26 protein-coding genes are annotated in these 26,073 nt (G+C 57.1%); 14 read left to right on the top strand and 12 right to left on the bottom strand.

Features of this window, described 5'->3' with window-relative positions; genetic code table 11:
* Window positions 1-22: 22 nt before the first annotated feature.
* Window positions 23-1,234 carry a ThiF family adenylyltransferase gene (locus V6P94_RS10125; RefSeq protein WP_326398299.1) on the top strand — a complete coding sequence of 404 codons (1,212 nt, stop codon included), beginning with the start codon at window positions 23-25 and terminating at the stop codon, window positions 1,232-1,234.
* A gap of 102 nt (window positions 1,235-1,336) precedes the next feature.
* Here V6P94_RS10125 and V6P94_RS10130 read toward each other — a convergent pair whose 3' ends face one another.
* Window positions 1,337-1,672, bottom strand: a complete 336-nt coding sequence (locus V6P94_RS10130; protein ID WP_133077881.1) for a hypothetical protein — start codon at window positions 1,670-1,672, stop codon at window positions 1,337-1,339.
* Window positions 1,673-1,882: 210 nt separating this feature from the next.
* Here V6P94_RS10130 and V6P94_RS10135 point away from each other — a divergent pair, with 210 nt between their 5' ends.
* The gene (locus V6P94_RS10135; protein ID WP_326398298.1) at window positions 1,883-2,401 is read left to right on the top strand and encodes a DUF4142 domain-containing protein; all 519 of its coding nucleotides are present in this window, start codon (window positions 1,883-1,885) and stop codon (window positions 2,399-2,401) included.
* 62 nt (window positions 2,402-2,463) lie between these two features.
* On the opposite strand, the gene V6P94_RS10140 is transcribed toward V6P94_RS10135, so the two are convergent.
* The 3 genes from V6P94_RS10140 to V6P94_RS10150 all read right to left on the bottom strand — a co-directional run bounded on the left by V6P94_RS10140 (window position 2,464) and on the right by V6P94_RS10150 (window position 4,534).
* Window positions 2,464-2,760 (bottom strand): DUF6388 family protein, encoded by a 297-nt coding sequence (locus V6P94_RS10140; RefSeq protein WP_133077879.1) that lies wholly within the window; start codon window positions 2,758-2,760, stop codon window positions 2,464-2,466.
* Between the two features lie 106 nt (window positions 2,761-2,866).
* Window positions 2,867-4,069 (bottom strand): MFS transporter, encoded by a 1,203-nt coding sequence (locus V6P94_RS10145; protein ID WP_133077878.1) that lies wholly within the window; start codon window positions 4,067-4,069, stop codon window positions 2,867-2,869.
* A 147-nt stretch (window positions 4,070-4,216) separates the two neighbouring features.
* Window positions 4,217-4,534, bottom strand: a complete 318-nt coding sequence (locus tag V6P94_RS10150; protein ID WP_133077877.1) for a YqjD family protein — start codon at window positions 4,532-4,534, stop codon at window positions 4,217-4,219.
* Window positions 4,535-4,712: 178 nt separating this feature from the next.
* Between V6P94_RS10150 and V6P94_RS10155 the strand changes: the two genes are divergently transcribed.
* Entirely contained in the window at window positions 4,713-4,964 is a 252-nt protein-coding gene (locus tag V6P94_RS10155) for a hypothetical protein (RefSeq protein WP_133077876.1), read from the top strand.
* 108 nt (window positions 4,965-5,072) lie between these two features.
* Here V6P94_RS10155 and V6P94_RS10160 read toward each other — a convergent pair whose 3' ends face one another.
* On the bottom strand, window positions 5,073-5,555 hold the full coding sequence (locus tag V6P94_RS10160) for a GreA/GreB family elongation factor (protein ID WP_133077875.1): 483 nt from the start codon (window positions 5,553-5,555) through the stop codon (window positions 5,073-5,075).
* A gap of 124 nt (window positions 5,556-5,679) precedes the next feature.
* Between V6P94_RS10160 and earP the strand changes: the two genes are divergently transcribed.
* The 3 genes from earP (at window position 5,680) to V6P94_RS10175 (ending at window position 8,322) form a co-directional block, all read left to right on the top strand.
* Entirely contained in the window at window positions 5,680-6,813 is a 1,134-nt protein-coding gene (gene earP / locus V6P94_RS10165) for an elongation factor P maturation arginine rhamnosyltransferase EarP (RefSeq protein ID WP_338649303.1), read from the top strand.
* A 49-nt stretch (window positions 6,814-6,862) separates the two neighbouring features.
* Complete coding sequence (locus V6P94_RS10170; RefSeq protein WP_016780001.1) at window positions 6,863-7,435, top strand: elongation factor P; 573 nt, start codon at window positions 6,863-6,865, stop codon at window positions 7,433-7,435.
* A 134-nt stretch (window positions 7,436-7,569) separates the two neighbouring features.
* Entirely contained in the window at window positions 7,570-8,322 is a 753-nt protein-coding gene (locus V6P94_RS10175; protein WP_133077873.1) for a sulfite exporter TauE/SafE family protein, read from the top strand.
* Here V6P94_RS10175 and V6P94_RS10180 read toward each other — a convergent pair.
* On the bottom strand, window positions 8,312-9,169 hold the full coding sequence (locus tag V6P94_RS10180) for a LysR substrate-binding domain-containing protein (protein WP_133077872.1): 858 nt from the start codon (window positions 9,167-9,169) through the stop codon (window positions 8,312-8,314). The genes V6P94_RS10175 and V6P94_RS10180 overlap by 11 nt on opposite strands.
* Window positions 9,170-9,265: 96 nt before the next feature.
* On the opposite strand from V6P94_RS10180, the gene V6P94_RS10185 reads away from it, so the two are divergent.
* Window positions 9,266-9,445: a DUF1127 domain-containing protein gene (locus V6P94_RS10185; protein ID WP_133077871.1), complete on the top strand. Its 180-nt coding sequence runs from the start codon at window positions 9,266-9,268 to the stop codon at window positions 9,443-9,445.
* A gap of 80 nt (window positions 9,446-9,525) precedes the next feature.
* On the opposite strand, the gene V6P94_RS10190 is transcribed toward V6P94_RS10185, so the two are convergent.
* The gene (locus V6P94_RS10190; protein ID WP_133077870.1) at window positions 9,526-10,872 is read right to left on the bottom strand and encodes a class II 3-deoxy-7-phosphoheptulonate synthase; all 1,347 of its coding nucleotides are present in this window, start codon (window positions 10,870-10,872) and stop codon (window positions 9,526-9,528) included.
* A 158-nt stretch (window positions 10,873-11,030) separates the two neighbouring features.
* On the opposite strand from V6P94_RS10190, the gene V6P94_RS10195 reads away from it, so the two are divergent.
* Window positions 11,031-11,786, top strand: a complete 756-nt coding sequence (locus V6P94_RS10195; RefSeq protein ID WP_133077869.1) for a spermidine synthase — start codon at window positions 11,031-11,033, stop codon at window positions 11,784-11,786.
* 370 nt (window positions 11,787-12,156) lie between these two features.
* A complete protein-coding gene (locus V6P94_RS10200; protein ID WP_133077868.1) occupies window positions 12,157-13,827 on the top strand; it encodes a DEAD/DEAH box helicase in 1,671 nt (556 codons plus the stop codon).
* A 172-nt stretch (window positions 13,828-13,999) separates the two neighbouring features.
* On the opposite strand, the gene V6P94_RS10205 is transcribed toward V6P94_RS10200, so the two are convergent.
* Window positions 14,000-14,767: a class III extradiol ring-cleavage dioxygenase gene (locus V6P94_RS10205; RefSeq protein ID WP_133077867.1), complete on the bottom strand. Its 768-nt coding sequence runs from the start codon at window positions 14,765-14,767 to the stop codon at window positions 14,000-14,002.
* A gap of 101 nt (window positions 14,768-14,868) precedes the next feature.
* Between V6P94_RS10205 and V6P94_RS10210 the strand changes: the two genes are divergently transcribed.
* Window positions 14,869-15,534: a thiopurine S-methyltransferase gene (locus V6P94_RS10210; protein ID WP_326398296.1), complete on the top strand. Its 666-nt coding sequence runs from the start codon at window positions 14,869-14,871 to the stop codon at window positions 15,532-15,534.
* Window positions 15,535-15,589: 55 nt separating this feature from the next.
* Here the strand turns inward: V6P94_RS10210 and htpX are convergent, their stop codons facing one another.
* Window positions 15,590-16,477 (bottom strand): protease HtpX, encoded by an 888-nt coding sequence (htpX, locus tag V6P94_RS10215; protein ID WP_133077865.1) that lies wholly within the window; start codon window positions 16,475-16,477, stop codon window positions 15,590-15,592.
* A gap of 313 nt (window positions 16,478-16,790) precedes the next feature.
* Entirely contained in the window at window positions 16,791-18,002 is a 1,212-nt protein-coding gene (locus V6P94_RS10220) for a pyridoxal phosphate-dependent aminotransferase (RefSeq protein ID WP_095028529.1), read from the bottom strand.
* A gap of 222 nt (window positions 18,003-18,224) precedes the next feature.
* Between V6P94_RS10220 and msrB the strand changes: the two genes are divergently transcribed.
* Together msrB and V6P94_RS10230 are read left to right on the top strand one after the other, a co-directional pair.
* On the top strand, window positions 18,225-18,620 hold the full coding sequence (msrB, locus tag V6P94_RS10225) for a peptide-methionine (R)-S-oxide reductase MsrB (RefSeq protein WP_133077864.1): 396 nt from the start codon (window positions 18,225-18,227) through the stop codon (window positions 18,618-18,620).
* Window positions 18,621-18,635: 15 nt separating this feature from the next.
* Complete coding sequence (locus tag V6P94_RS10230; RefSeq protein ID WP_133077863.1) at window positions 18,636-19,121, top strand: glutathione peroxidase; 486 nt, start codon at window positions 18,636-18,638, stop codon at window positions 19,119-19,121.
* 126 nt (window positions 19,122-19,247) lie between these two features.
* Here the strand turns inward: V6P94_RS10230 and V6P94_RS10235 are convergent, their stop codons facing one another.
* Window positions 19,248-21,563, bottom strand: a complete 2,316-nt coding sequence (locus V6P94_RS10235) for a response regulator (protein WP_326398295.1) — start codon at window positions 21,561-21,563, stop codon at window positions 19,248-19,250.
* A 175-nt stretch (window positions 21,564-21,738) separates the two neighbouring features.
* On the opposite strand from V6P94_RS10235, the gene V6P94_RS10240 reads away from it, so the two are divergent.
* Both V6P94_RS10240 and V6P94_RS10245 read left to right on the top strand, forming a co-directional pair.
* A complete protein-coding gene (locus V6P94_RS10240) occupies window positions 21,739-22,632 on the top strand; it encodes an ATP-binding protein (protein ID WP_133077861.1) in 894 nt (297 codons plus the stop codon).
* Window positions 22,625-23,107: a GAF domain-containing protein gene (locus tag V6P94_RS10245; RefSeq protein WP_133077860.1), complete on the top strand. Its 483-nt coding sequence runs from the start codon at window positions 22,625-22,627 to the stop codon at window positions 23,105-23,107. Before V6P94_RS10240 ends, V6P94_RS10245 begins: the two co-directional genes overlap by 8 nt.
* A gap of 6 nt (window positions 23,108-23,113) precedes the next feature.
* Here V6P94_RS10245 and V6P94_RS10250 read toward each other — a convergent pair whose 3' ends face one another.
* Window positions 23,114-26,068, bottom strand: coding sequence for an HD domain-containing phosphohydrolase (locus tag V6P94_RS10250; RefSeq protein WP_133077859.1), 2,955 nt, complete (start codon window positions 26,066-26,068; stop codon window positions 23,114-23,116).
* Window positions 26,069-26,073 lie beyond the last annotated feature (5 nt).

Here is a 26,073-nt window from a genome sequence, read left to right on the forward strand (position 1 = left end):
AAAAAGTGAAGGGAGCAACACCATGAGCAGGGAGGCTAATGCGATCGAGTATGACCAGCTTACCGCGGGTGAGATGGGGATGTATTCCCGTCACTTGCTGATCCCCGCGATCGGCGTCAAAGGTCAGCTGGCATTGAAAAATGCCAGCGTACTAATGATTGGAGCGGGCGGCCTGGGGTGCCCGGCGCTGCTTTATCTGGCGGCTGCCGGGGTGGGGCGGCTGGGAATTATCGATGCCGACGAGATCAATGTGTCCAATGTGCACCGCCAGGTGCTGTTTCGCATCACCGATAAAGGTCAGAACAAGGCCGATGTCGCCAAGCGGCGTTTGCAAAAACTCAATCCCTACATCGAGATCGAAACCTGGATCGAGCGCTTTAACCTCGACAATGCCCAGGCGCTTGTGGCCGATTACGACATCATTGTCGATGGCACTGACAACTTTACCGCCAAGTACTTGATCAACGATGCCTGTGTCTATGGCGGCAAGCCGCTGGTGTATGGTGCCATCATGCAGTTCGAGGGGCATGTCACGGTGTTCAACGCGCTGGATGAGCAAGGCCGTCGTGGCGCCAATTATCGTGATCTCTACGATGGTCCGCCTGACGCCGCGTTGGCGCCAAACTGTGCAGAAGCCGGGGTGCTGGGCGTGCTGCCCGGCATGATTGGCTGCTTTCAGGCCAATGAAGTGATCAAGCTGATTACCGGGATCGGGCGGCCGCTGATCAACCGCCTGATGGTCTACGACGCCCTTGAGGCCACGAGCCGGGAGATCGGTTTTTCACCTGACGCCGATAACCCCCTCAGGGACCCGCTGCGCCCGCCAGTGCTGGAAGAGATGGCACAAGTCTGTAGCGCGCAAGGCGTCACCGATGACTTTATGCTGAGCATTGACGACTTTGCCGCGCTGATCAGTGAAACGTCGATCCATCTGATTGATGTGCGTGAAGGGCATGAGCGCGAACAGGTATCGATCGGTGGCGAACATGTACCGTTAGGGCAGGTGGGCGAGTGGGCAGCACAGTGCCTGGACGACAGGCCGATCGTGATTTACTGCCAGTCGGGGGTTCGCAGCCAGAAGGCGGCGAGAATCCTCGCGCAGCAAGCGCTCAGGTCACCGATTTTCAGCTTGAAAGGCGGCTTGAGTGCGTTTTTGGGCGCAGATAGCTATGCGCAGATGATGGCAGAACTGGTGATCTGTGAATGTCCCATGAGCCATCAGGCTCGCATGTAAAAAACGTGTGGGTCAGGCTTGTTTGCGATGCAAATGCAGTGGTTTGTCTGGCATTCAGTCGCAAGCAAGCCTGCTCCCACAGGGTCGTGGTTAGCGCGATGATCAGGTAGACGGGCGATTGATATCCAGCGCCTTGGAGATGGCTTGCTCTGCCTCGACGAATGCAGGTGTCCTGCCAGCGTCGGCATAAATGTCTTCACCTTCTTCAACCCTGATGACCTCATTACCCTTCACGTATGGCATGGCCTCTTCCGCTTGCATGAGCGCACTGTGGATCAGGCCCCGGGTGATGGTGGCCTCATCCAGCCCGTAGGCTTGCGCGAAGGCCTTGATTTTGACCAGGTCATGTTTGTGCAGCTCAAGGGTGTATTCAACCCGCTCACTTGATTCCTGAGACCTGGATTCCCAGTTGTTGAGCATGTCCTTGAAGACGTCCATAAAGCTTCTCCTGTTTGACGGCAGTGTTTGCGGACAGTATGGCTCACGGTTCGCTGACATGATGGCAAGTCCAGCGCAGATCGTTGTTCGGCAAGGGCTGATAGCTTGAAGTGCCACCCGTCAGAAAAAACGGTATTTATCTAAACCTTTGCTCCCACAGGCCTTCAGATCCTGTGCAGGGAATAAACCTGCCTTTTTTTGGAGGACGTGATGAAAACCCTGATTGGCCCTAAACGCTGGCTGGCAAGTTGTGCCTTGGTCTATTCCCTGGTCGCGACAGCTACAGCATTCGCAGCCAGTCCGGCAGACTTTGTTGATGAAGCCCATGCAGCAGGGATTGCCGAGATTGAAACCAGCCGCATGGCGATCAGTAAAACCACTTCGACGGACATAGAAAGCTATGCCGTGGAGGCAATCAAGGACCATACCAATGCCAACCGGGACTTGAAGGAGATTGCCAGCAAGCTGGACCTGCAGGTTTCCAGCGACGAGCAGTTACTGGACAGGGCCAAAGAGCAGATGCTTGAAGTGCAGGAGGGGGATTCTTTTGATGCGGCTTTTGCGGCCAATCAGGTTAAAACCCATGAAGAGACTATTGAGTTGTTCAAGCAGCAGGCCAGCAATGCTGACTCGCCCGAGTTGCAGGCATTTGCCGAGAAATATTTGCCCAAGCTTGAAATGCATCTGGTGATGGCCAGGAAACTGATGGATGCCCATCACAAATCCTGATGCCTTGAAAAAACAACGCCCGGTGAGTGATCAACCGGGCGTTGTGTGTGCAGCTGGCTGGTTCAGACGGTGATTTCGTTGAAACCGCAGTACTCTTCCCAGCTCATGTCCAGCGCCTCGGCGACTTCCTGATGCACTTCAAGGCGCATGCTCTTGAGCTCTTCGGGGGAGCGTGCGATCAGTTCCAGCGCCAGCTCCCAGGCTTCAAGGCCGCGACTTTCGGCTTCGTCTTCAAAGGCCCACAGAATCTGCTGCTGGCGGTCCTCTGCGCTCAGATCTTTCATTTCTTCGATCAGTTCAGGGTGCGCCTTGATAAAAGTATCCAGGGCCAGTTCGTTACGGGATTCTTTAGGGATCATATGGCGTCTCGGATCGTTAGGGCGGCCTGCGTGGGCAGACCGTCGTCAGGGCGTTTTCTCGCATGCTAGCGAGTTAGCAATACGATGAAAAGCGCCATATGACCGGTCAGCCTGCGGTTTGTATCTTGCTTTCGCGTTGCAGGCTGTAGCCCCAGACCGCCAGCGCCAGCGTTGCGACCACCGAGCCAACTACCACGATGCCGTCCCAGCCGTACACCGGATAGGTCTGCGCGCCCGCCAGGGAGCCCAGTGCGCCACCAATGAAGTAGCAGGTGATGTAACCGGCGTTCAGGCGGTTGCGGGCGGCAGGACGTACCTTGAACACCGCATTCTGATTGCTGACATGGACCAGTTGCACTGCAAAATCCAGGGCCAGTACGCCGATCAGCAAGGCGATCAACGAGTGACCGGCGAATGCCATTGGCAGCCAGCTCGCCAGCAGGACCAGCAGGCCGACGGTCGTGGCCTGTTGGCCTTTGCCGCGATCGGCCATGCGTCCGGCCCAGTTTGCCGCCACCGCACCGACTGCCCCCGCCAGGCCAAACAGGCCGATAACCGCATCCGAGTAGCTGTAGGGGGGTACTGCCAGCAGAAAGGCCAGCGGGGTCCAGAACAGGGCAAACAGCGAGAAGGTCAGCAGGCCCAATAGCGCGCGCAGGCGCAGTATGGGCTCTTCGACAAACAGGGTGAACACCGATCCCAGCAGTTTTGGATAGCTCAGGCCAGCGCTCTGGTGATGGTTGGGCAGGGCGCAAAACAGGGAGATGGCACTGACCAGCATCAAGGCCGCAGCCACCAGATAGATGGTTCGCCAGTCACCCGCCGACGACAGCGCCCCGGCCACGGTGCGCGCCAGCAATATCCCCAGCAGCAAGCCGCTCATCAGTGTCCCCACCACTCGGCCACGGCTCAGGGGGTCGGTCAGGCTGGCAGCCATTGGCACCAGTACTTGTGCCGAAACCGAAAACAGCCCGGTTATCGCCGTACCGACCAAAAGCCACGTTACCGACGGTGCAAACGCACTGAGCAGAAGGCCCAGTGCGCTGAGCACGGTCATGGTAACGATCAGCCGACGTTGTTCGAACAGATCGCCCAGGGGTACCAGCAGCAACAGGCCGGCGCCGTAGCTCAATTGCGCGGTGATCACCACGTTACCGGCGCTGCTCATGCTCAAGCCCAATTCCTGGGCGATGGTGTGCAACAAGGGCTGTGCGTAATAGTTGCTGGCAACAGCCAGGCCGGTGGCGGTGGCCATCAGCAAAATGAGGGCAGTGCTTAAAGGTTTGGTGGCAGTTGTAGAAGCGGACATTGACTGTCTCATCGGTATTGGGAGTGCGCGGAAGTATCAGAATGCCTGCGTAGAATGTCACTGAATATGTCGATAATTTAAATCTATAAACAACAAAGCCCCTGGCTATGACGGCCAGGGGCTTTGTTTTAAGACTGGATGCGTGACCTAGTTGCGACGGCCCAGCAGCAAGCCCACGACCAGCCCGAAGCCGGCCGAGATGGCCACGGTTTGCCACGGATGGCCACCGATATAGCTTTCAGTGGCATCGACCACAGGCTTGGTACGTTCACGCACGTTAGTGACCGAGTCCAGCGCTTGCTTGAGCTTGAGACCAACCTGCGCACGCAGGGTTTCACCTTCTTCACCGACCAGGGACACGCTCTCCTTGAGCAGCTTTTCAGATTCGGCAATCAGGTCTTGAAGTTCGCTGAACGCTTGATCCTTGATTTGATCTTCAGCTTGTACGGCATTTTTGCGAGCCATTGCGGTACTCCTTGCAGTTGAAATGGGTGATGAGTAATGGAGTCAACCCAATGCCAAAAAGTTGCATCTGTTTTGAGCCGGGTGTTGTTCTGACCTGACAGCGTAGTCAAAAACCAGACGGAGACACTTCTTTGTAGGGTGTAAGATGTCCCCTAAATTTACGCCGCAGGAAATTCTCATGAGCTTCAACCTCGCCAACAAGCCTCTCGCTGAGCGTGCTGCGCTTGAAGATGAAAAATCCCGACTGTATGACCTTTGGCAGAGCAATCTGGGCAAGGCCAAAGGGGATGCGGCGCGCTTGTTCGGGGAGCGCGCCAAGCGCAAGGGCAAGTGGGCTGAATGGGTGCGTTCGGAGCTGGACGCCATGTCGCCACCCGAATACGCCAACATGGTGCGCAGTGAAGTGAATCGCATGATGGCTGCCAAGTAAGCGTTCTGCAAAACCTGTCGGAGCGGGCTTGCTCGCGATGAGGGCGACGCGGTTTACCTGAGTGCTCGAGGTGATTTCATCGCGAGCAAGCCCGCTCCCGCAGGTTGCTCAGTGAATCTCGCAGACGGTAAATATTTGCAGCGCCCCGCCCACATTGATCTGCACCTCGTCATCCAGCTGCTTGCCCAGCAAGGCAGCTCCCAGCGGTGAGCGCGGGGTGATGACGGTCACTGAGCGCCCGTCCTGTTCGAGTTTGAGGCCGGCAGCGTCAGGGGCCAGGAATAACCACTGCTCGCTGCCGTTTTCAGCCTCCAGATTGACCAATGCCCCGACTTGAATGCCCTGCGCCGCGCAGTACGGACCCAGGGTCATGCTGCGACAGCTCTTGAGCGCCTGGCGAATCTCTTCAACCCGGCGCGCCTGGCCTGTAGCCAGGTAGGATGCTTCAAGCCCAAGGGTGTCGTACTTGTTCTCGGCAATATTTTCCGCGTGGGTCGCAGCTTCGTAGGCGGTTTGTGCTGCGCGCTGGAGCACATCGAGGTCGATTTCGAGTTTGTCCAGCATCAGCAGGTGCACAGCGGTCTTGTTCATGGTCGCAGCTTGATAGTGACGAACGGTGATTGTCGCACGAGTGTCGCGCAGATTTATCCGCCATAAACCTTCTGTACGCGTTGAATTATGCGGACAATCAGCCCTTTGAATGTTGGAGCCCGGAATGAAAGCCTCCTGGGATATTTTTTGCAGTGTGGTCGATAACTACGGCGACATTGGTGTGACCTGGCGTTTGGCCCGCCAGTTGGTGGCCGAGCATCAGCAGGGCGTGCGTCTGTGGGTCGATGATTTGCGGGCGTTTGTGCCGCTGTGCCCTGAGGCCGATGTCGGCGCGGCGCGCCAATGGCAGCAGGGGGTCGAAGTGTGTCAGTGGCCGCCGCTGTGGCAATCCGTCGACGTTGCCGATGTGGTGGTCGAAGCATTCGCCTGCAAACTGCCCGAAGGCTACCTGCAGGCGATTAAGGCCCGCGAAACCCCCGCGTTGTGGATCAATCTTGAATATCTGAGCGCAGAAGACTGGGTCAGTGGTTGTCACGGTTTGCCCTCCCTGCGCCCCGATGGCTTGAAGCGGATGTTCTTCTTTCCGGGTTTTGATGCGGGCACTGGTGGCCTGTTGCGCGAAGCCGACCTGTTGCAGCGACGTCGAGCCTTTGAGCAGGATCCCCAGGCCAGGCAGGCGTTTTTGCAGGGGCTGGGTGTTTTCCCTGCAAGCAGCGCACGTCTGATTTCACTGTTTGCCTATGAAAATACCGGGCTTGCCAGCTGGCTGGATGCCATGGCCGCGGGCAGCGTGGCGACGCATCTGTTGGTGCCCCAAGGGCGGATCATGGGCGATCTGCTGCGCTGGCTTGAAGTGGATCAGTTGGGGTTGGGGGATGCGCAGCAGCGCGGGGCTTTGACCGTTCAGGCCTTACCGTTCGTCCGTCAAGAAGATTACGACCACCTTTTGTGGAGCTGTGATTTCAATGCGGTGCGCGGCGAAGACTCGTTTGTGCGGGCTCAATGGGCAGGCAGGCCACTGCTTTGGCATATTTATGAGCAGGAAGAAGACGCCCATTGGGTCAAGCTCAATGCGTTCCTCGCGCTGTATGTCAAAGACCTTACGCCGGCCGCAGCCCAGGCATTTACCGGGCTGTGGCACGCCTGGAATGGTGGCTGCGATATGGCTCAAAGCTGGAATCTGCTGCTTGAGCACTGGCCCGAGATCACTGCGCATGCGGAGCAGTGGTGTCTGGAACAGTCATTGCAGGCCGATCTTGCGCAAGCGCTAGTACTGTTTTATAGAAATTGGATATGATACGCGGCCTAGATTTTTGTAAATCTCAATCCAAATTCGGATACTCGCAATGAAAACTGGTAAAGAGCTTAAACCCGGTACAGTCATCAAGCTCGAAAACGACCCTTGGTTGGTTCAGAAAGCTGAATTCACCAAGTCCGGTCGTAACAGCGCAATCATGAAGACCAAGCTGAAAAACCTGCTGACTGGCTACAAGACTGAAATCGTTTACAGCGCTGACGACAAGCTCGAAGACGTGATCCTGGATCGCAAAGAAGCGACCCTGTCCTTCATCAGCGGCGACACCTACACGTTCATGGACACCACTGACTACACCATGTACGAGCTGAACGCTGAAGACATCGAAGCCGTTCTGCCATTCGTGGAAGAAGGCATGACCGACGTTTGCGAAGCGATCTTCTTCGAAGACCGTCTGGTTTCCGTAGAGCTGCCGACCACCATCGTGCGTCAGGTTGACTACACCGAAGGTTCCGCTCGCGGCGACACTTCGGGCAAGGTGATGAAGCCTGCCAAACTGAAAAACGGTACCGAGCTGAGCGTTGCTGATTTCGTAGAAATCGGCGACTGGATCGAAATCGATACCCGTGACGGTGGTTCCTACAAGGGCCGCGCCAAGGTTTAAACCTTGCGTTAACCGCACGATGAAAAAGCCCGGTCTTATGGCCGGGCTTTTTTTTGCCTGTCAAAAAGCCTGGTTTAGAGCTTTGCCCTGAGTAGGGGACTGGTTAGCATGGGCGCTCATCATGAGGGGCTGTAATGCTGATCGATTTTGCAATGTATACAGCCCTGGGCCTCGCCCTTGGCGCACTGGGCGGGTTGTTCGGGATTGGCGGCGGCTTGATCGCGATCCCGGTTTTGGGATTATGGTTCGGGCTGGATCAGCAATTGGCGCAAGGCACTGCGCTGGTCATGGCGGTGCCCAATGTGTTTCTTGCCCTGTATCGCTATCACCAGCGCAATAAAATCGATCTGCGCCAGGCCGTGCCGTTGGTGCTGATGAGCTTTTGTTTTGCCTGGCTGGGGGCAATGCTCGCGGTGGGGGTGGATCCGCGCAGCATACGCTGGGGCTTCATCGTCTTTTTGCTGGCGATTACCTTCTACAACCTGATCAAACTCTATAGCTCGCCCGCTCAACCGGTTGCAGGCTCGCGTTACGGCTGGCCCTGGTATGGCGCGCTGGGCGCCTTGGCAGGCACCACGGGCGGGTTGTTTGGTGTCGGCGGTGCCGTAGTGGCGGCGCCGGTGCTGACCAGTGTGTTTGGTACCACCCAAGTGGTGGCTCAGGGCTTGTCGCTGGCCCTGGCTGCACCGAGCACTGCGGTGACGCTGCTGACGTACGCGGTGCATGACGAGGTCAACTGGGTCATGGGTGTGCCGCTGGCCATTGGCGGGCTGTTGAGCATCAGTTGGGGGGTCAGGGCCGCCCACGCCATGCCGGAGCGGGTATTGCGTGGCTTGTACTGCGCCTTTTTGTTGCTGTGTGCGGGCTTGCTGGCAATCAAAGCTTAAAGCCTTCGACGATGTACTCGGCAAAGCACTCAATGATCGGCGACGACGCACTGTTGGGTTTGCGTAGCAGCACAATACTGGCGGAGGGCAGCACGGGAAGGTTCTCCGCCTCGCCGATAATGCGCAGGTCGGGCGTCAGCAGGCTCTGCAACTGCGCGGTCACGGCAAGCCCGGTGCTCACCACGGCATTGATGGCTGCCAGGCTGGCGCTGGTGTAGGCAACCCGATACTCGCGCTGCTGGATATCCAGTGCATTGCAGGCCCAGGTTCGGCAAAAACAGTCGGTATTGAACATTGCCAGTGGCAGGGGCGTTTGTTCGTGGGGCGAGAAACCTTGTGCCACCATCCACACGAACCGCTCCTGACGCAGGATCTGGCCCATCTCGGTGCCGGGTTTGCGGGTCACAATGGTCAGGTCCAGGTCATTGCGCTGCAACAGTTGCGATGACGGTTCACAGTGCACTTCGACGTTGATCAGCGGGTAGTCCTGGGCAAAACGCGACAGCACGCCAGGCAAAAACCGCATCACGTAATCATCAGGCGAGCCGATTTTGACGGTGCCCACCATCTGCGGCTGACGCAGTGTGTTGAACACTTCGCTGTGCAGCTTGAGGATACGTCGTGCGTAACCGAGCAACACGTGGCCCTCGGGGGTAAGGCTTACGTTGCGTCCTTCGCGCTGAAACAGCGCACATTGCAGCACGTCCTCTTCCAGTCGCTTCATCTGCATGCTGACCGCTGACTGGGTGCGGTTGACCACTTCGGCGGCACGGGTGAAACCACCCTGATCGGCGATCGCAGCAAAGGTACGCAGCAGGTCGGTGTCGATACTGGGAAATTCGGCCATTGATCAATCTCGCAGATGTATCGCATAAGAAACATTCGTTGGATTGATCTTAAGCCCGGGCCGAGACTTGAGCCATACCTCAGGAGGGCTCAGGTGATGAAAGGTCAAAAAAGTGTGATGTGGTTTGCCCGTATATCCCGCTGGTATCAGCTGTCGCGGGAAAGGGCGAATCTGAGGCAGATCAGTGATGCGGCGCTCAAGGATCTTGGGCTGAGCAGGGCGGATATCGAGATCGAAAGCCATCGGGCTTTTTGGGATGATCCGTTCAACAGGTGAGGCGGGCTCACCTCAACCCACCTGTGGGAGCGAGCAAGCCCGCTCCCTCCCACAAGAGTTTCATCCGCAAGGAGTGTGGATCAGCGTTTAACTTGCTTTAACGTCTCGGCAATCAAAAATGCCAGTTCCAGCGATTGATCGGCGTTCATGCGCGGGTCGCAGTGGGTGTGGTAACGGTCCGACAAGCCATCTTCGGTAATCGGGTTGGCGCCGCCGATGCACTCGGTAACGTTCTGGCCGGTCATCTCGATGTGAATCCCGCCGGCATAGCTGCCTTCAGCCTCGTGAACCTGGAAGAACTGTTTCACTTCCCCAAGAATCTGCGCAAAGTCGCGGGTTTTGTAGCCGCTGCTGGCCTTGATCGTATTGCCGTGCATCGGGTCGCAGCTCCACAGCACCTGTTTGCCTTCGCCTTCTACGGCGCGGATCAGCTGCGGCAGGTGATCGCCAACCTTGTCGGCACCCATGCGCACGATCAGGTTAAGGCGGCCCGGGTCGTTGTCCGGGTTGAGAATGTCGATCAGGCGGATCAGGTCTTCGTTGTTCATGCTTGGGCCGACCTTGACCCCGATCGGGTTGTTGACCCCGCGCAGGAACTCGACATGGGCGCCGTCCAGCTGGCGCGTGCGGTCGCCGATCCACAGCATGTGCGCCGAGCAATCGTAGTAGTCGTTGGTCAGGCTGTCGCGGCGTACGAAGGCTTCTTCGTAGTTGAGCAGCAGTGCTTCGTGGGCGGTAAAGAAGCTGGTCTCGCGCAGTTGTGGCGAACTGTCCATGCCACAGGCGCGCATGAAGGCCAGGGTCTCATCGATACGATCGGCCAGTTGGCTGTATTTATCAGCCAATGCCGAGTTGGCGATAAAGTCCAGGTTCCATTTATGCACTTGATGCAGGTCGGCAAAACCGCCCTGGGCAAAGGCGCGCAGCAGGTTCAGGGTGGCGGTGGACTGGTGATAGGACTGCAGCAGACGTTCCGGGTCAGGGACACGGCTTTTTTCATCAAAGCCGATGCCGTTGACGATATCGCCGCGATAGGCCGGTAGCGTGACCCCGTTGATGGTTTCGTCATTGGCCGAGCGCGGCTTGGCGAACTGACCGGCCATGCGTCCGACCTTGACCACCGGGCAGCCTGCCGCGAACGTCATCACAATGGCCATTTGCAGCAGCACCTTGAAGGTGTCGCGAATCTTGGCTGCCGAAAACTCCGCAAAACTTTCAGCACAATCGCCACCCTGAAGCAGAAACGCCCTACCTTGAGTGACCTCGGCAAACTGACGGCGCAGTTCGCGGGCTTCGCCGGCGAAGACCAGTGGCGGATAACTGGCCAGGCTTTGCTCGACGCGCAACAGGTGTGCTGCGTCAGGGTAGTGGGGTTGTTGCTGAGCTGGCAGGGTGCGCCAGCTGTCAGGTGTCCAGATTTGGCTCATCGCAGACTCTAGTATTTGTAGGAGATGGCCCATGTTAGCAGCAATTAGTGCGTGACCTCTTGCGCCGCAATGGCCGACAATTGCGCCTTTGCGCTCGACATCGAGTGGCTGTTTTCTACAGCGTTGCGGGTGATGCCGGGACGCGGCAAGGAGAGGAAATGTCTGAGGAGCGCGTAGAGCGTCTGCTCGCTGAAGTCCATGATGACTTCGGCATGATTCGAGTGCTGGAAGTGGCTGACTATCGCTTCCTCGAATTTGGCGATGCGATCGAGCAAAGTTGCGTGTTCACTGCGGATCCCAGCTGGCTGGAATACGACTACACCCGCGCCATGCTGATCGGTGCGCTGTGCCATGACGCCCCCGAGAGCGCGCTGTTCCTGGGCCTTGGCGCAGGAACCCTGACCCAGGCCTGCCTCAAGTTCCTGCCTCTTGAAGATGTTGAAGCCATTGAGCTGCGTCCGGATGTGCCGCGCCTGGCTATCGAGTACCTGGGCCTGGACGATGACCCTCGGTTGTATATCCGCATTGGAGATGCCATCGAACTGCTGGACAGCGCCGAGCCGGCGGACCTGATTTTCGTCGACCTTTATAACGACCTGGGGCCTGCCGCCGGGCACCTGGCGTGGACATTCCTGGAAAACTGCCAGAAGAAGCTCGCTCCCAATGGTTGGCTCATCATCAATCAGTGGGCCACCGATGACGGCAAGCCGCTGGGCGCTGCCTTGTTGCGTGGCTTGTATCACCGGCATTACTGGGAGCTGCCCGTCAAAGAGGGTAATGTCATTTTGATGGTCCCTGCCGATCTTGATCAGGATCTGGATATCGACGCCTTGACCGCTCGGGCGCAGGCCCTGGCACCCCGTTTGGGCTATTCGCTTGAGTCGTTGATCAAGGCGGTTCGCCCTGCGACCTGATGCCCAAGGATGAAACGTTTTAGCGTTTGCCCCAAGGTGGCCAGGCGTTAAACGTTTTTTTAAGGTCGAAAATATCGTTAAAGCCCGGTCTATAGAGGGATACAGACGATTGTGCCCCAAAAAAACGCTTCTTTTTTTTGATAAATCCGGTATAGTGCGCGCCGGCCTTTAGCCGGGCCACGTTTAGGTGTCGCATTTCCCGAAGCACGCTTCGGCTGCTCGTCCGTTTCGCGGACAACCCTGAACGCTCCATTCATTTAACGTTTTCGCAAATCCCCGCCGACAAAGCAGCCAGGGCGACTCTTGAGTCTTACACGGCATGCGCAGCTTTGGAGCATGGGTCTTTGCGGATGCACTTAGAGGCAGACCCATGACCCAGGAAACCGGCGGCTTCGCCGCTTTTAATCTTAATCCGAACATTCTTGCAGCTGTCATTGCGACTGGCTACGAAGAACCTTCGGCTATTCAGCATCAATCGATCCCGATCATTATGGCCGGTCACGACATGATTGGTCAGGCGCAAACCGGTACGGGTAAAACCGCCGCGTTCGCACTGCCGATCCTGCACCGCATCGATCCTGCTAAGCGCGAGCCGCAAGCCCTGATCCTGGCGCCAACCCGTGAGTTGGCGCTGCAAGTAGCAACCGCTTTCGAAACCTACGCCAAGCAAATGCCGGGCGTTACCGTTGTGGCCGTTTACGGCGGCGCCCCTATGGGTCCACAACTGAAAGCAATCCGTAATGGCGCACAGATCGTTGTCGCCACTCCGGGCCGTCTGTGCGACCACCTGCGTCGTGACGAAAAAGTTCTGTCGACCGTGAACCACCTGGTTCTGGACGAAGCTGACGAAATGTTGAAACTGGGTTTCATGGACGATCTTGAAGTTATCTTCAAGGCTCTTCCTCCAACCCGTCAGACCGTATTGTTCTCGGCAACCTTGCCGCAGTCGATCCGTGCCATTGCCGAGCGCCATCTGCGCGATCCGCAACACGTGAAGATCCAGACCAAGACTCAGACCGTTACCGCGATCGAACAGGCTCACCTGTTGGTTCACGCTGACCAGAAGACCTCGGCTGTATTGAGCCTGCTGGAAGTTGAAGATTTCGACGCCCTGATCATGTTCGTACGCACCAAGCAAGCGACCCTGGATCTGGCCAGCGCCCTTGAAGCCAAAGGCTACAAAGCTGCTGCGCTGAACGGTGACATTGCCCAGAACCAGCGTGAGCGCGTAATCGACTCCCTCAAGGATGGCCGTCTGGACATCGTTGTGGCGACCGACGTTGCTGCTCGTGGTCTCGATGTTCCACGTATCACTCACGTGTTCAACGTTGACATGCCTTACGATCCAGAGTCCTACGTTCACCGTATCGGCCGTACAGGCCGTGCAGGTCGCGAAGGTCGCGCACTGCTGCTGGTAACTCCTCGTGAGCGCCGCATGCTGCAAGTGATCGAGCGTGTAACCGGTCAGAAAGTTGCTGAAGTCCGCCTGCCGGATGCTCAAGCTGTTCTCGATGCTCGCATCAAGAAGTTGACCAACAGCCTGACTCCGCTGGTTGCTGACGCTGAATCGACTCACGGTGACCTGCTGGATCGCCTGATTGCCGATATCGGTTGCAGCCCGCGTGCTCTTGCCGCTGCTCTGCTGCGCAAGGCAACCAACGGTCAGGCCCTGACTCTGGCTGCCATCGAGCGTGATCGTCCACTGGTGCCGAACAGCGCGCCACGTGAGCGTTCAGAGCGTTCGGGTGACCGTCCGGATCGTGGTGATCGTGAGCGTCGTGCTCCGGTTCCATTGGCTGAAGGCCGTGCTCGTTGCCGTACCGCTCTGGGTGCGCGTGATGGCATCGCTGCCAAGAACCTGCTGGGCGCTATCCTCAACGAGGGTGGCCTGGCACGTGAAGCAATCGGTCGCATCCAGGTGCGTGACAGCTTCAGCCTGGTAGAGCTGCCGGAAGTGGGTCTGGAAGGTTTGCTGGCCAAACTGAAAGACACCCGCGTTGCTGGCAAGCAGCTCAAGCTGCGTCGCTACCGCGAAGATTAATCACTGCTTGCTGTGATTGATCGCTAAAAAAAACCCCGACTGGTTCGGGGATTTTTTTTGTCCGTGATTTGTAGTCGCTGCCGAGGAACGAAGGCTGCGAGCTCTTGATCTTGGGCGCTGCGCAATAAAAGCGCGCAGCATTCGTTCCTAGGCAGCGACTACGGGCCCGGATTCAACCAAATCTATAGATATCCATCCCCAGCGCACCCAGTGTCCAGCCCTGGTGGGCAATGCTGAATGGGCCACCTGCGCCTCGGGCGAAGTACAGTGGCAGCAGGTGTTCATCGCTGGGATGATTTTTGGCTGCAAAGGGCGCCAGTTTTCGGTAGTCGTGCAGCATCGTTTCGTCGTCAGAGGCCAGTGTCTCGATCATCCAGTCACGAAAGGCTTTGGCCCAGGGCTCTACGCTCTCCGGGCCAGCGTGCCAGTCCAGTTCGCGCAGGTTGTGGGTGATGCTGCCCGAGCCGATGATCAGGACTCCCTCATTTCTCAAGGTACTCAGGGCGCGCCCTATCTCGGTCTGGGCTTGCGGGCCCAATTGGCTGGGCAGTGAAACCTGGACCACAGGAATATCGGCTGCCGGGTACATCAATGACAGTGGCACCCAGGCACCGTGGTCAAAAGGGCGATTGGCGTCCAGCCGGGCCGGTAAGCCTTTGTCTGCAAGCAGTTGAACAATGCGGGCGGCCAGCGCCGGATCCCCGGGTGCAGGGTATTGCACGGCAAACAATGCAGGCGGAAAACCACCAAAGTCGTGCCAGGTTTCAGGTGCGTGATGGCTGGCGACCCGTAGATCAGGGCTTTCCCAGTGCGCGGATACCAGAACGATGGCTTTCGGGCGGGGCAGTTCGTTGGCCAGGCGCGTGAGCGCCGGGCCACTGGCGCCCGGTTCCAGTGCTAGCATTGGCGAACCGTGGGAGATGAACAGGCTGGGAAGCATGAAAAACATCCTCAAGGTTAAGATGTCTCATCTTCGTCCTGATCATTGATCTAAATCCAATATAAGTTTTAGTGCTTATCTATCGAATTTAAAGGTGAATCATGCAGCCCGAATTTTGGCACGACCGCTGGGACCGCAATCAGATCGGTTTTCACCTGCAGCAGGTCAATCCGTATCTTCAGCGCCTGTGGCCCACCCTTGGGCTTGAGCAGGGCGGCCGTGTGCTGGTGCCGCTATGTGGAAAGAGCCTGGATTTGAGCTGGCTGGCGGCCAACGGCTACGAGGTGCTGGGCGTAGAGCTCACGCAGACGGCCGTGGAGCAGTTTTTCAGTGAGCAGAAGGTAGAGCCGCAGATTAGCCAGCGGGGCGCCTTCAGGGTGTATGAGGCGGGCCCGGTGACGATCTTGTGTGGTGATGTCTTTGCACTGACTGCGGCCGATGTCGCCACGTGTGTGGGGGTGTATGACCGGGCAGCGATGATCGCGTTTCCCCCCGACATGCGCGAAGCCTACGCTCGGCATCTGACGAAAATCCTCACGCCGGGATGCCAGGGGCTGTTGATCACGCTCGATTACGACCAGTCTCAGATGAATGGCCCGCCGTTCTCGGTGCCGGACGCCGAAGTACAGCGCCTGCTGTCGCCTGACTGGGCGCTGGAAGTCGTCGAGGAGCCGGATGTACTCGACCAGGAATGGAAGTTCCTCAAGGGCGGTGTGACGCGTCTGGTGGAGCGGGTCTATCGCCTGGAAAAAACCGGCAAGGCCTGAATGCGGGCATGAAAAAGGGCGACCTCAGTCGCCCTTTTCTTTGGTTGCCGTGGGGTTAGCCGCGGCGACGCAGTGCATCGATACGTTCTTCCAGTGGCGGGTGGCTCATGAACATCCGCGCCAGGCCTTGTTTGAGGCCGCCGTTGATGCCAAAAGCAGCCATGGTGTCCGGCATGTGAACCGGCAGGCCCTGTTCGGAGCGCAAGCGCTGCAGGGCACTGATCATGGCCGACGTGCCAGCAAGCTGTGCACCGGCTTCGTCAGCCCGGAACTCGCGTTTGCGCGAGAACCACATCACGATGGCGCTGGCCAGGAAACCCAGGACCAGTTCAGCGAAGATGGTCGCGACGTAATAGGCAATGCCGCGGCCTTCGTCGTTCTTGAAAATCACCTTGTCGACAAAGTTGCCGATGATCCGGGCGAAGAACATCACGAAGGTGTTCACCACGCCTTGCACCAGTGCCAGGGTCACCATGTCACCGTTGGCAACGTGACCAATTTCGTGTGCCAGTACGGCTTTTACTTCATCTGGCGAAAAACGCTCCAGCAAACCTTGGCTGACAGCGACCAGCGCATCGTTTTTATTCCAGCCCGTGGCAAAAGCGTTGGCTTCATATGCCGGGAAAATTCCCACCTCGGGCATTTTGATCCCGGCTTCGCGGGATAGTTGTTCAACGGTTTGCATCAACCATTGTTCATGACGAGTGCGAGGTTGAGTGATCACCTGGGTGCTGGTGCTCATCTTCGCCATCCATTTGGAGATGAATAGCGAGAACAAAGACCCTGCAAAACCAAAGACCGCACAGAACACCAACAGCTGACTGAGGTTCAGATCAACCCCGTTGGCCGCCATGAACCCGTCAAAGCCGAACAGGCTCAGGGTGATGCTGGCAATCAGCACGACCGCCAGGTTAGTGGCCAAAAACAGCAGAATGCGCATCATGGTTGTAAGAATCTCCTCGTCTTAAGGGTGTTGCCGTATGCGGGTATATAAGGTGCCGCCTCAGGCTATTCAACCGGGTGACTATTTCAAACTGTGTCCTACAGGCTGATTCTAGTGGCATGCCCGACATTTCCTAATCTGAATGAGCACTTTTTTTGAACAAGAGTTCCACCCAAACCCAGTAAATAAAGGGCTTTAACGATTTGGGTTTTTTAAAAAAGGAGAGTGCGGGTAGGGAAAGACGGCATGTGAAGAATGTTTCATCAGACACATGCTGTGCGACTTTTGATTCGTCGCACAGCATGTTCAGACGTTACTGACGGTAGGTCTTCAGGAAGTTACCGATCCGGCCGATGGCCATGTCCAGTTCGTCAACACGGGGCAGGGTCACGACGCGGAAGTGGTCAGGCCAAGGCCAGTTGAATGCCGTGCCTTGAACCACCAGCAGTTTTTCCGAGAGCAGCAGGTCCAGAACGAACTTCTCGTCGTTGAGGATCGGGCACACCTTGGGGTCGATACGCGGGAATGCGTATAGAGCACCCATCGGCTTCACGCAGCTGACGCCGGGGATATCGTTGAGCAACTCCCAGGTGCGGTTACGCTGTTCCAGCAGGCGGCCGTTGGGCAGGACCAGGTCGTTGATGCTCTGGTAGCCGCCAAGTGCAGTCTGGATGGCATGCTGGCTGGGTACGTTGGCACACAGGCGCATGTTGGCCAGCATGTCGATGCCTTCAATGTAGCTTTGGGCATTTTGCTTGGGCCCGGAGATGGCGATCCAGCCCGAGCGGAAACCCGCGACCCGGTACGACTTGGACAGGCCGTTAAAGGTCAGGCACAGCACGTCCGGGGCCAGCGAAGCGGTGCAGATGTGCACGGCGTCGTCGTACAGGATCTTGTCGTAGATCTCGTCCGAGAACACCACCAGGTTGTGCTGGCGCGCAATCTCCAGCATGCCCAGCAGGACTTCCTTGGAGTACACCGCACCCGTCGGGTTGTTCGGGTTGATAATGACCATGGCTTTGGTGTTAGGGGTGATCCGGGCTTTTATATCCTCCAGATCAGGCCACCAGTTGGCTTGCTCGTCGCACAGGTAGTGCACGGGGTGACCACCGGCCAGCGTTACGGCGGCAGTCCACAGCGGGTAGTCGGGTGCTGGCACCAGGACTTCGTCGCCATTGTTGAGCAGCGCTTGCAGCGACATCACGATCAACTCGGAGACGCCGTTGCCCAGGTAGATGTCTTCAATGCCGACACCTTCCACCTGCTTTTGCTGGTAGTACTGCATCACGGCCTTGCGCGCGCTGAACAGGCCTTTGGAGTCGCTGTAGCCCTGGGCGGTCGGCAGGTTGCGGATTACGTCCTGAAGGATTTCGTCCGGCGCTTCAAAACCAAAGGGGGCCGGGTTGCCGATATTCAGCTTGAGGATGCGATGACCTTCCTCCTCCAGACGTTTGGCGTGCTTGAGCACTGGGCCGCGAATGTCATAACAGACGTTGGCGAGCTTGTTTGATTTGCTGACCTGCATGGCGATGTGATCCCGAAAATGAACGATCCAGGCAATGTGATGATCACGGCTCTGGGAAATTCTGTGTTTTCACACAGTGGCTGACACCGGCTTGCTTCAATAATCCGTTTGAATGCAACTAGTGCGGGTGCCAGACTTGCGTTTAACGAGGCGCAATCATACGTGCCACCCGACCCCTGGAAAAGCCACCGATCGGGGTTTTTCAGTTGCAGAGGCAGAACCATGGAAAAGTTGAACAAAACCCTGGACGAATGGAAGGCCATGCTCGATCCGGAGCAGTACAACGTGTGCCGCCTCAAGGGCACTGAGCGGCCGTTTTCGGGTAAATACAACGCCACTAAAACCGACGGTGTTTATCACTGTATCTGCTGCCAGGAGCCGTTGTTTGATTCGCGCGCCAAGTTTGATTCAGGTTGCGGCTGGCCGAGCTTCTATCAGCCGATTGGCGAAAGCGCGATGGTCGAGATCCGTGACGTCAGCCACGGCATGGTGCGTACCGAAGTGGTCTGCGCCAAGTGTGATGCGCATTTGGGGCATGTATTCCCCGACGGTCCGCCACCCACCGGTCTGCGCTACTGCATCAACTCGGTGTGCCTGGACCTGGTTCCCCGCGACTAATCTTGAGGCGCCGTCATGAACGACAATCTGCTCAATGTTGCATGCACCACTCTTGGCGGCGAGCCGAAAACCCTGGCGGACTACGGGGGTAAAGCCTTGCTGGTGGTCAATACCGCGAGTAAATGTGGATTTACCCCGCAGTACAAGGGGCTCGAAGCCCTGTGGCAGCAGTACAGGGATCAGGGCCTGGTGATTCTGGGATTCCCGTGTAATCAGTTCGGGCAACAGGAGCCGGGTGACGAAGCCGCCATCGCTGAGTTCTGCGAGTTGAATTTTGGCGTGACCTTCCCTCTGTTCAAAAAAGTGGACGTCAATGGCAGCCAGGCCCATCCGCTGTTTGTCCAGCTCAAGAAACGTGCGCCCGGGCTGCTGGGCTCCCAGGGTATCAAGTGGAATTTCACCAAGTTCCTGATCAGTGGCGATGGCAAAAGGATCAAGCGTTATGCCCCGACCACCAAGCCGGAGGCGCTCAAGTCGGATATCGAGGCGTTACTGCGCTAGACCGTTGTCGCTCTGAGGCCTTGTAGCCGCTGACTCGCGGAGCGAGGCTGCGTCCGGCGGCGCAGCCGTCGCAAAAGCATGCGCGGCGGTTCGCCAGTTAAACCAGGTGCTACAGGCAATGCCTTTTCAGGCTGTTTGCGGCACCCAGGTATCAATCAGCGCAGCCAGCTCTTCGCGCCTGAACGGTTTGGCCAGATAGTCGTTCATCCCCGCCGAGCGGCAGCGCTCGCGCTCTTCGGGCATTGCATTGGCGGTCAGGGCGACGATGGGTAACTTTGGCCAGCGCCCACGGTGACGAATTTGTCGGGTGGCCTCATAGCCGTCCATTACTGGCATGTTGCAGTCCATCAACACCAGATCAAAGGTTCTCTGCTCCAATTGTTTCAGCGCCTCGCCGCCGTGGGCCGCTACTACTACGTCACACCCCAATTTGCTCAACATGCCCTTGGCCACAAGTTGGTTGACCGGGTTGTCTTCGACCAACAGAATCCGTGCGCGGTGCGAGACAGGCGTGCTGCTGGTCCGATCCGCCGGGATGTCTTGATCGTTTTTCTGTAGCAGATACTGCAAGGTTTGATACAACGCATGGCGCGATAGCGGCCTGGCTTTTTGCTGCAGGGGTGCCAGTGCACTGACCTGATCACTGGGCATGAAGTTTCCATAGGCAGTGACTAGCAGGATCGGTGCGCTGATTGCCGGCCGCAGGCCAAACAGGCATTCGGGGCAATCAGTAATCAACAGATGAGGGTCTGTGCCGTCCAGACGGGCGTCCAGTGAATAGTGTGTGTAGTCGAGCCCCCACAGGGGCAAAAAGCTGGCAAGCAACTCGCTCAGGCCGCTGCTCGCGGCACTCACCACAATAACCCGCCCGGACAGTGGTTTGGGCGTGATGGCGGGGGCGTAGCAAGGCAAAGGCAGTTCGGCACAGAACTGGCTGCCAAAACCGATTTCCGAACTGATGGTCAGTCGTCCGTGCATGACCTCGCACAAGCTGTTGGTCAGGGTCAGCCCCAGCCCTGTGCCCCCAAACTGACGGGTAATGCTGGCTCCAGCCTGGGTAAAAGGGCTGAAAATTCGCGCCTGAGCATCCTGGGCAATGCCGATGCCGGTGTCGCACACCTCGATGCGTACCTGATCGCCCAGTGCGCTGAGGCGCACATCCACCCGTCCGAACCGGGTGAATTTCAGGGCATTGGATAGCAGATTGCTGACGATCTGGCGTACCCGTGTCGGGTCACCCAGCACCAATGCGGGGAAGTTCGGGTCGATCAGGCACGTCAGCTCCACGCTGGGGGCTGCGTTCTGCGACAGCAGGTTGGCAGTGTCTTCGATCAGCGAACCCAGGTCGAAGGCAATATGTTCCAGCTCCAGTTGGCCGGCATCGAATTTCGACAGGTCGAGAATGTCATTGAGCAGTTCGACCAGGACTTTGCCAGAGTCGTGGGCTATCGACAGTTGCTGGTGTTGCTCGGCATTGAGCGGGCTGTCCAGGCACAGCGCCAGCATGCCCAGCAAGCCATTGAGCGGGGTGCGTATTTCGTGGCTCATATTGGCCAGAAAGGCAGACCGTGCCTGGGCCATTTCCAGTGCAGTGCTGCGCGCAGATTCCAGTTCTTCATTGGAGTGACGCAGTTGTTCGTTGATGGTTTCCAGCTCTTTGGTGCGCACCGAGACGATGGTTTCCAGTTGCGCCAGGTACTCGGTGAGGCTGTTTTCAGCGCGGCGCCGATACTCCATTTCACGGGCCATCGCCTCGAACTGTTGATTGGCGGCGTTGACCAGCACACCAATTTCATCGTCTTCATGGCCGCAAGGGTACTGCACCTTCGATTGGCCAGGGTCACCGGGCAGACGCTGGCTTATCTGTCGAATCACCCGTACCAGCGGCTTGGTCAGCATGACGTAAAACAGGCCCAGGAGGATAAAGGTCAGGATGATGCTGCGAATGAAACCGCTGAGCAGCGTGACTTCCGCCCGCTGCAAAAAACGCTTCCCGAAGGGATAGGTATCCACCTCGAGGTGTAAAACCCCGATGCTTTGTTCAGGCAAGTGATTGAAGTACAGTCGTTGGTCAAATGAGCGATTGGAACCAAACAAATAATCGCTGAGTGCTCGATAACGCCCGCTTTCAGGCTGATCCTGAACAGCTGCCAGGACCACATTGTCGCTGTCGACAAGTTGTGCGCCGGTGATCGCCGGTGATCGCAACAGACCGAGCAAGAGCTCTTGTGCCAGCTCTGAGTCGAGGTTGTAGGCAATGCGCGATGCCGGGTTGTGGCTGATCTCAAGCAGAGACTGGATTTCGCGATTGATGGCGGCGTTTTCACTGGCATAATCGATGCCGATTTGTAGCAGGCTAAGGATGGATCCGAGAACCAGACCGACCAGCACAGTCAGTTTTGCTTGTTTGAAAGACAGGCGATGGGTGAGTTTTATATCCATGGGGTGCTGCACCTGTTTCCATTTCCTTGCGGCGTGCAAGAGTAGTCGATGTGTAGGACAACCGGCAGGTATAACTGCGGTATTTGCCGCAAACCGGGTGAGTCATGTCGTGGATGGCGGATAAATGTACGTCATATCAATATGCCATCATTGTGTATCAGTCTGAGGAAATGTTGTGAATTCTAAACTGGATGCCTTTTTGGAGCGTGCCGAAGCAGTCCTTGCACGTCTTGAACCCTTGCTGCCAGCGCAGCGTGAACCGATTGAGTGGCACGAGTGCCTGGCTGCCCGTTGGCAGCGTGAAGGTCGCTCCGGTTACCTGCTGCCGTTGCAGGTCAGTCTTGAAATGCGCCTTGCGGACCTTATCGGCATTGATAATCAGCGTGATCAGTTGGGTCGCAACACCCGGCAGTTTCTCGACGGTTTGCCAGCCAACCATGCCCTGTTATGGGGATCACGGGGTACGGGCAAGTCATCGATCATTCGTGCCTTGCTGGCGGAGCACGCAGATGCCGGGCTGCGCCTGATTGAAATCGAGCGCGATCATCTGGCCGATCTACCGCGAGTGGTCGAACTGTTACAGGGCTTGCCTCAACGTTTTGTATTGTTTTGCGATGACTTGTCCTTCGAGGCTGGCGAAAGCGATTACCGGGTGCTGAAAAGCGTCCTCGATGGCTCCCTGGAGCAAGCGCCGGATAACGTGTTGCTTTATGCAACCTCGAACCGTCGCCATCTGGTGCCTGAAAAAGAGAGCGACAACGAAAACTGGAAGAACGTCGACGGTGAGCTTCATCCCAACGAGGCCGTAGAGGACAAGATTGCCTTGTCCGACCGTTTCGGCCTCTGGCTGTCGTTCTATCCCTTTACCCAGGAGCACTTCCTGAGTGTGGTCGAGCACTGGATCGACGTATTGGCCAGCAAAGCCGGTTTGCAGTGGCAACGCGACGAAGCGCTGGATATTCTTGCCGTGCGCTGGGCGACCGGGCGAGGCAATCGCAACGGCCGTTGCGCCTATCAGTTCGCGCGTTACTGGGTGGGTTTGAAATTGTTGGAGCAAGTGAATGATTGATTTGAATGCCACAGGTGCCGGTCTGAACGGCTACACCTTGTTGCAGGCTCAACTGGAGTCGTTGTTGGCAGATGAGCGGGACTTTATTGCCAATGCCGCGCAATTTTCAGCGTTTTTGTTTCACCAGCTGGATGATCTGAACTGGGCTGGGTTTTACCTCAACCGCAATGAAGAGTTGGTACTGGGCCCGTTCCAGGGGCAGATCGCCTGTGTCCGGATTCCTTTTGGACGTGGCGTTTGCGGGGCCGCGGCTGCGAGCAGGCAAACACAGCGGGTTGAGGATGTTCACGCATTTGCCGGGCATATCGCTTGCGACAGTGCTTCCAACAGTGAGCTGGTCGTTCCGTTGATCAAGGATGGCCGGCTGATCGGTGTGCTCGATCTGGACAGCCCGAGTGTCGGGCGGTTCAGCGAGCAGGACCAGCAGGGCATTGAAGCACTGGCTGCGATCTTTCTACGTCTGAGCGAGTGCTGATACCGGTCAAGTCGTCAGCCCGGCCTTGAGCATGAGCGCATCGATGTCGACTGAATCGATTTGTTCCGGTCCGAGAAACTGCCGGGCGTACTGCATAAACACCTGTTCGTGCATAAACAGCGCGAACAGTTGGGGGTCAATATGGGCATCGCGGCACATCGTGGCCATGATGCTCAGGGCCTCACTTAACGTCTTGCTGCGTTTATAGGGGCGATCCGAAGCGGTCAGTGCCTCGAAAATGTCGGCAATCGCCATCATCCGCGACTCCAGGCTCATCTCCTCACGCTTCAAGCGTTTTGGATAACCGCTGCCGTCCATTTTTTCGTGATGTCCACCTGCGATCTCCGCGATGTTGCTCAGGTAACTGGGCAGGGGCAGGCTGCTGAGCATCAGGATGGTTTGAACGATGTGATTATTGATGATGTAGCGTTCCTCATTGGTCAATGTGCCGCGTCTGATGCTCAAGTTGTACAGTTCGCCGCGGTTGAACTTGTATTGCGGTATGTCGAGTTTGAAGCCCCAAGGGTTTTGCGCAGCAATCACGTCGGCTTCGGGCCGGATGAAAAGGTGCTCCGGTTTGTCGGCGAGCAATCGCTCTGTGACCGGCAAGGCATGTTCCTCACGGGTGGACTGGCGTTTGTGCTCTTCCCAGGACACCCCAAGCCGATCGTCCAGAGTCCGGCTCCATGTGCGTCGTGAAATGGCGTTCAAACGCTCAAGATCAGCTTCCATCATGGCTTCACCTCCCACATTGCATTGGGCGACAAAGGCAAAGTCGTCATCCAGCGCCGACAAGCAGGTGTCGCGCTGCTCCGTGAGTTGTTGATCATTGCCGCCCAGGGCGCGCGCTTGCCAGTAGTCGATCCATGCATCGCGCTTGAGCACTTCAAAACGGGTGCGGATCTCGTGAATGCGGTCGTACAAGGTTTCAAGCTTGGTGGCCTTGTCGACCACATACTCCGGCGTTGTGACCTTGCCGCAGTCATGTAGCCAGGCCGCGATGCGCAGGGCCTCCCATTGTTCGTCCGAGGGGTTGTACTGCTCAAACGGTGGCTGCTGGCTCGCCGCCGCCGCTTGGGCCAGCATCAGCGTGAGGGTTGGAACTCGCTGGCAATGGCTTGCCGTATACGGGCTTTTGGCGTCAATGGCTCCAGCCAGCAGTTGAATCAAAGCATCCAGCAACTGCTTTTGCCGTGCTTGCAGGCGCTGGCTCTCAATGGCGACCGCAGCTGTGCCTGACACCGCCTGGATAAAGGCAATCCGATCAGCCCGCAGATGATCCTGATCGTCAAGCGAGCCACTGTTGTTCAACACCAGAACCAGAATACCGACGGTCTCGCCGTGGCGGTTGTGCAGGCGAATGCCGATCAGATGGATGCTCTGGCTGTCCAGTTCGTGCATCAGTGGTTGCAAGTCGCCAGCCTGCTCGAAAGTGAGTGCGCGGGCCACACTGTCATGGCCTTCGAAAAGTGCCCGCAGCCATTCGGGGCTCTGATTGTCGTCAGGGTCTAATACCGACTGCGGCTGGGTTGTGAGGTCCTGGGGCTGGCCATTCATGATCAAGCCTTTTAATTCCAGCTGCGTACTGTCGTTTTTTGCAAGGTAGATGAGCCCGGCCTGTGCCTGCGCGATTTTGAGCGTCTCAAACAGGACCGACTGCAACAAAGGTTCAAATCGGGTATGAGCAGAGAGGCTGGAGGTGATTTCAAAAAAACTGGCGAGCGTTTCTCTCATTCGTCCCATGGAGGCTTCCAGCTGGTCAATCTCAAGCACGGGTGACTGCTTCCTGGGCGCGTAGTTGAAATCAAACCGCCGAATGGCATCGGCCTCACGCACCAGTGCCTGCAAAGGTTTGACCAGTAATCGGGACGTCACCCAACCCATGGGTACGCACAGGAAGAGGGCAATCAGCGTCATCATGGCACCTTGCCATCGCAGCTTATAGGCATCTGCCAGCAGTTCGTCTTCCGGGACCATCATGGCCAGCTGCAAACCATTGGATCCGCCGTCGTCCACCTTGAATTGTGACGTGATCCATTGGCGATTGCCGTCGTTCAGGCGATGCTCAGTGGTTGCACTCTGCTCGATCAAATAGCTCAGGGCCGGGCTTAATTCCGAGACTTTGGGTAGTTTTGCGGGATCCTGGGCGGTTAAGAGCTTGTTGAAATCCGGATAGGCGATTGCCCGGCCATCGCCATCGAATAAAACGATTTGCGTACCGGGCGTTGTCTGATGGCTGGCGAGGGTACTGGACAGTTGAGAAAGGGTTACGTCGGCACCCATGACTGTATTCGTGGCGCTGCGTCTGGCTAATGTGGTGCCCACTTCCCGGGTGGAAAAAAACAAATAGGGGCTGGTGGTGGCTTGATTGTTGTCGGCGTGCACCGGGATAAACCATTTTCGGGTGCGAGGGTCATAGGTTTCACCCGGGATGTTTCGCTCTTCCAGCTTGGTCAAATGTTCATCCAGATATATTTTTTTTGACTCAACCGTACCGTTTGGTTCCGAGCGTTTTATCGACCAGACTTCGTAATTCGCTTGTGGCGGTGCATGCAACTGCAGCCTGATCGCTTGATTGCGCAAAGGCCTGACCAGGAAAAAGTTTCCGTTGTCATCTCCCAGGAACAAAGCAGACAGGGTGTGGTTGTCTTCGAGGGTTTGTACGAAGGGCTGCAACAGCCCCATTCTCAGTTCGACTCGATCAGTCATGGCATCAGGATTGAGAATCAGCAGGTTCAGTGCGTGCCTTATGGGTTGGTAGGCATTGAGCAAATCATGCTGCACATCCTGTTCGATATAGCCGAACAGCTTTTTACTGCTGTCGAGAATGATGTGGGTGGTTTGTAGATAGTTAAAAACGCCCAGCACTAAGCCGAGCATGAGCAACAAAAATGTAAACATCGCACTGATGTGGACATGCAATGGGAACTGGCGTTTGTGAGAGCGCGCAGTGTTGCGCATGAGCG

It is taken from the genome of Pseudomonas sp. ML2-2023-3 (assembly GCF_037055275.1).
Classification (GTDB): domain Bacteria; phylum Pseudomonadota; class Gammaproteobacteria; order Pseudomonadales; family Pseudomonadaceae; genus Aquipseudomonas.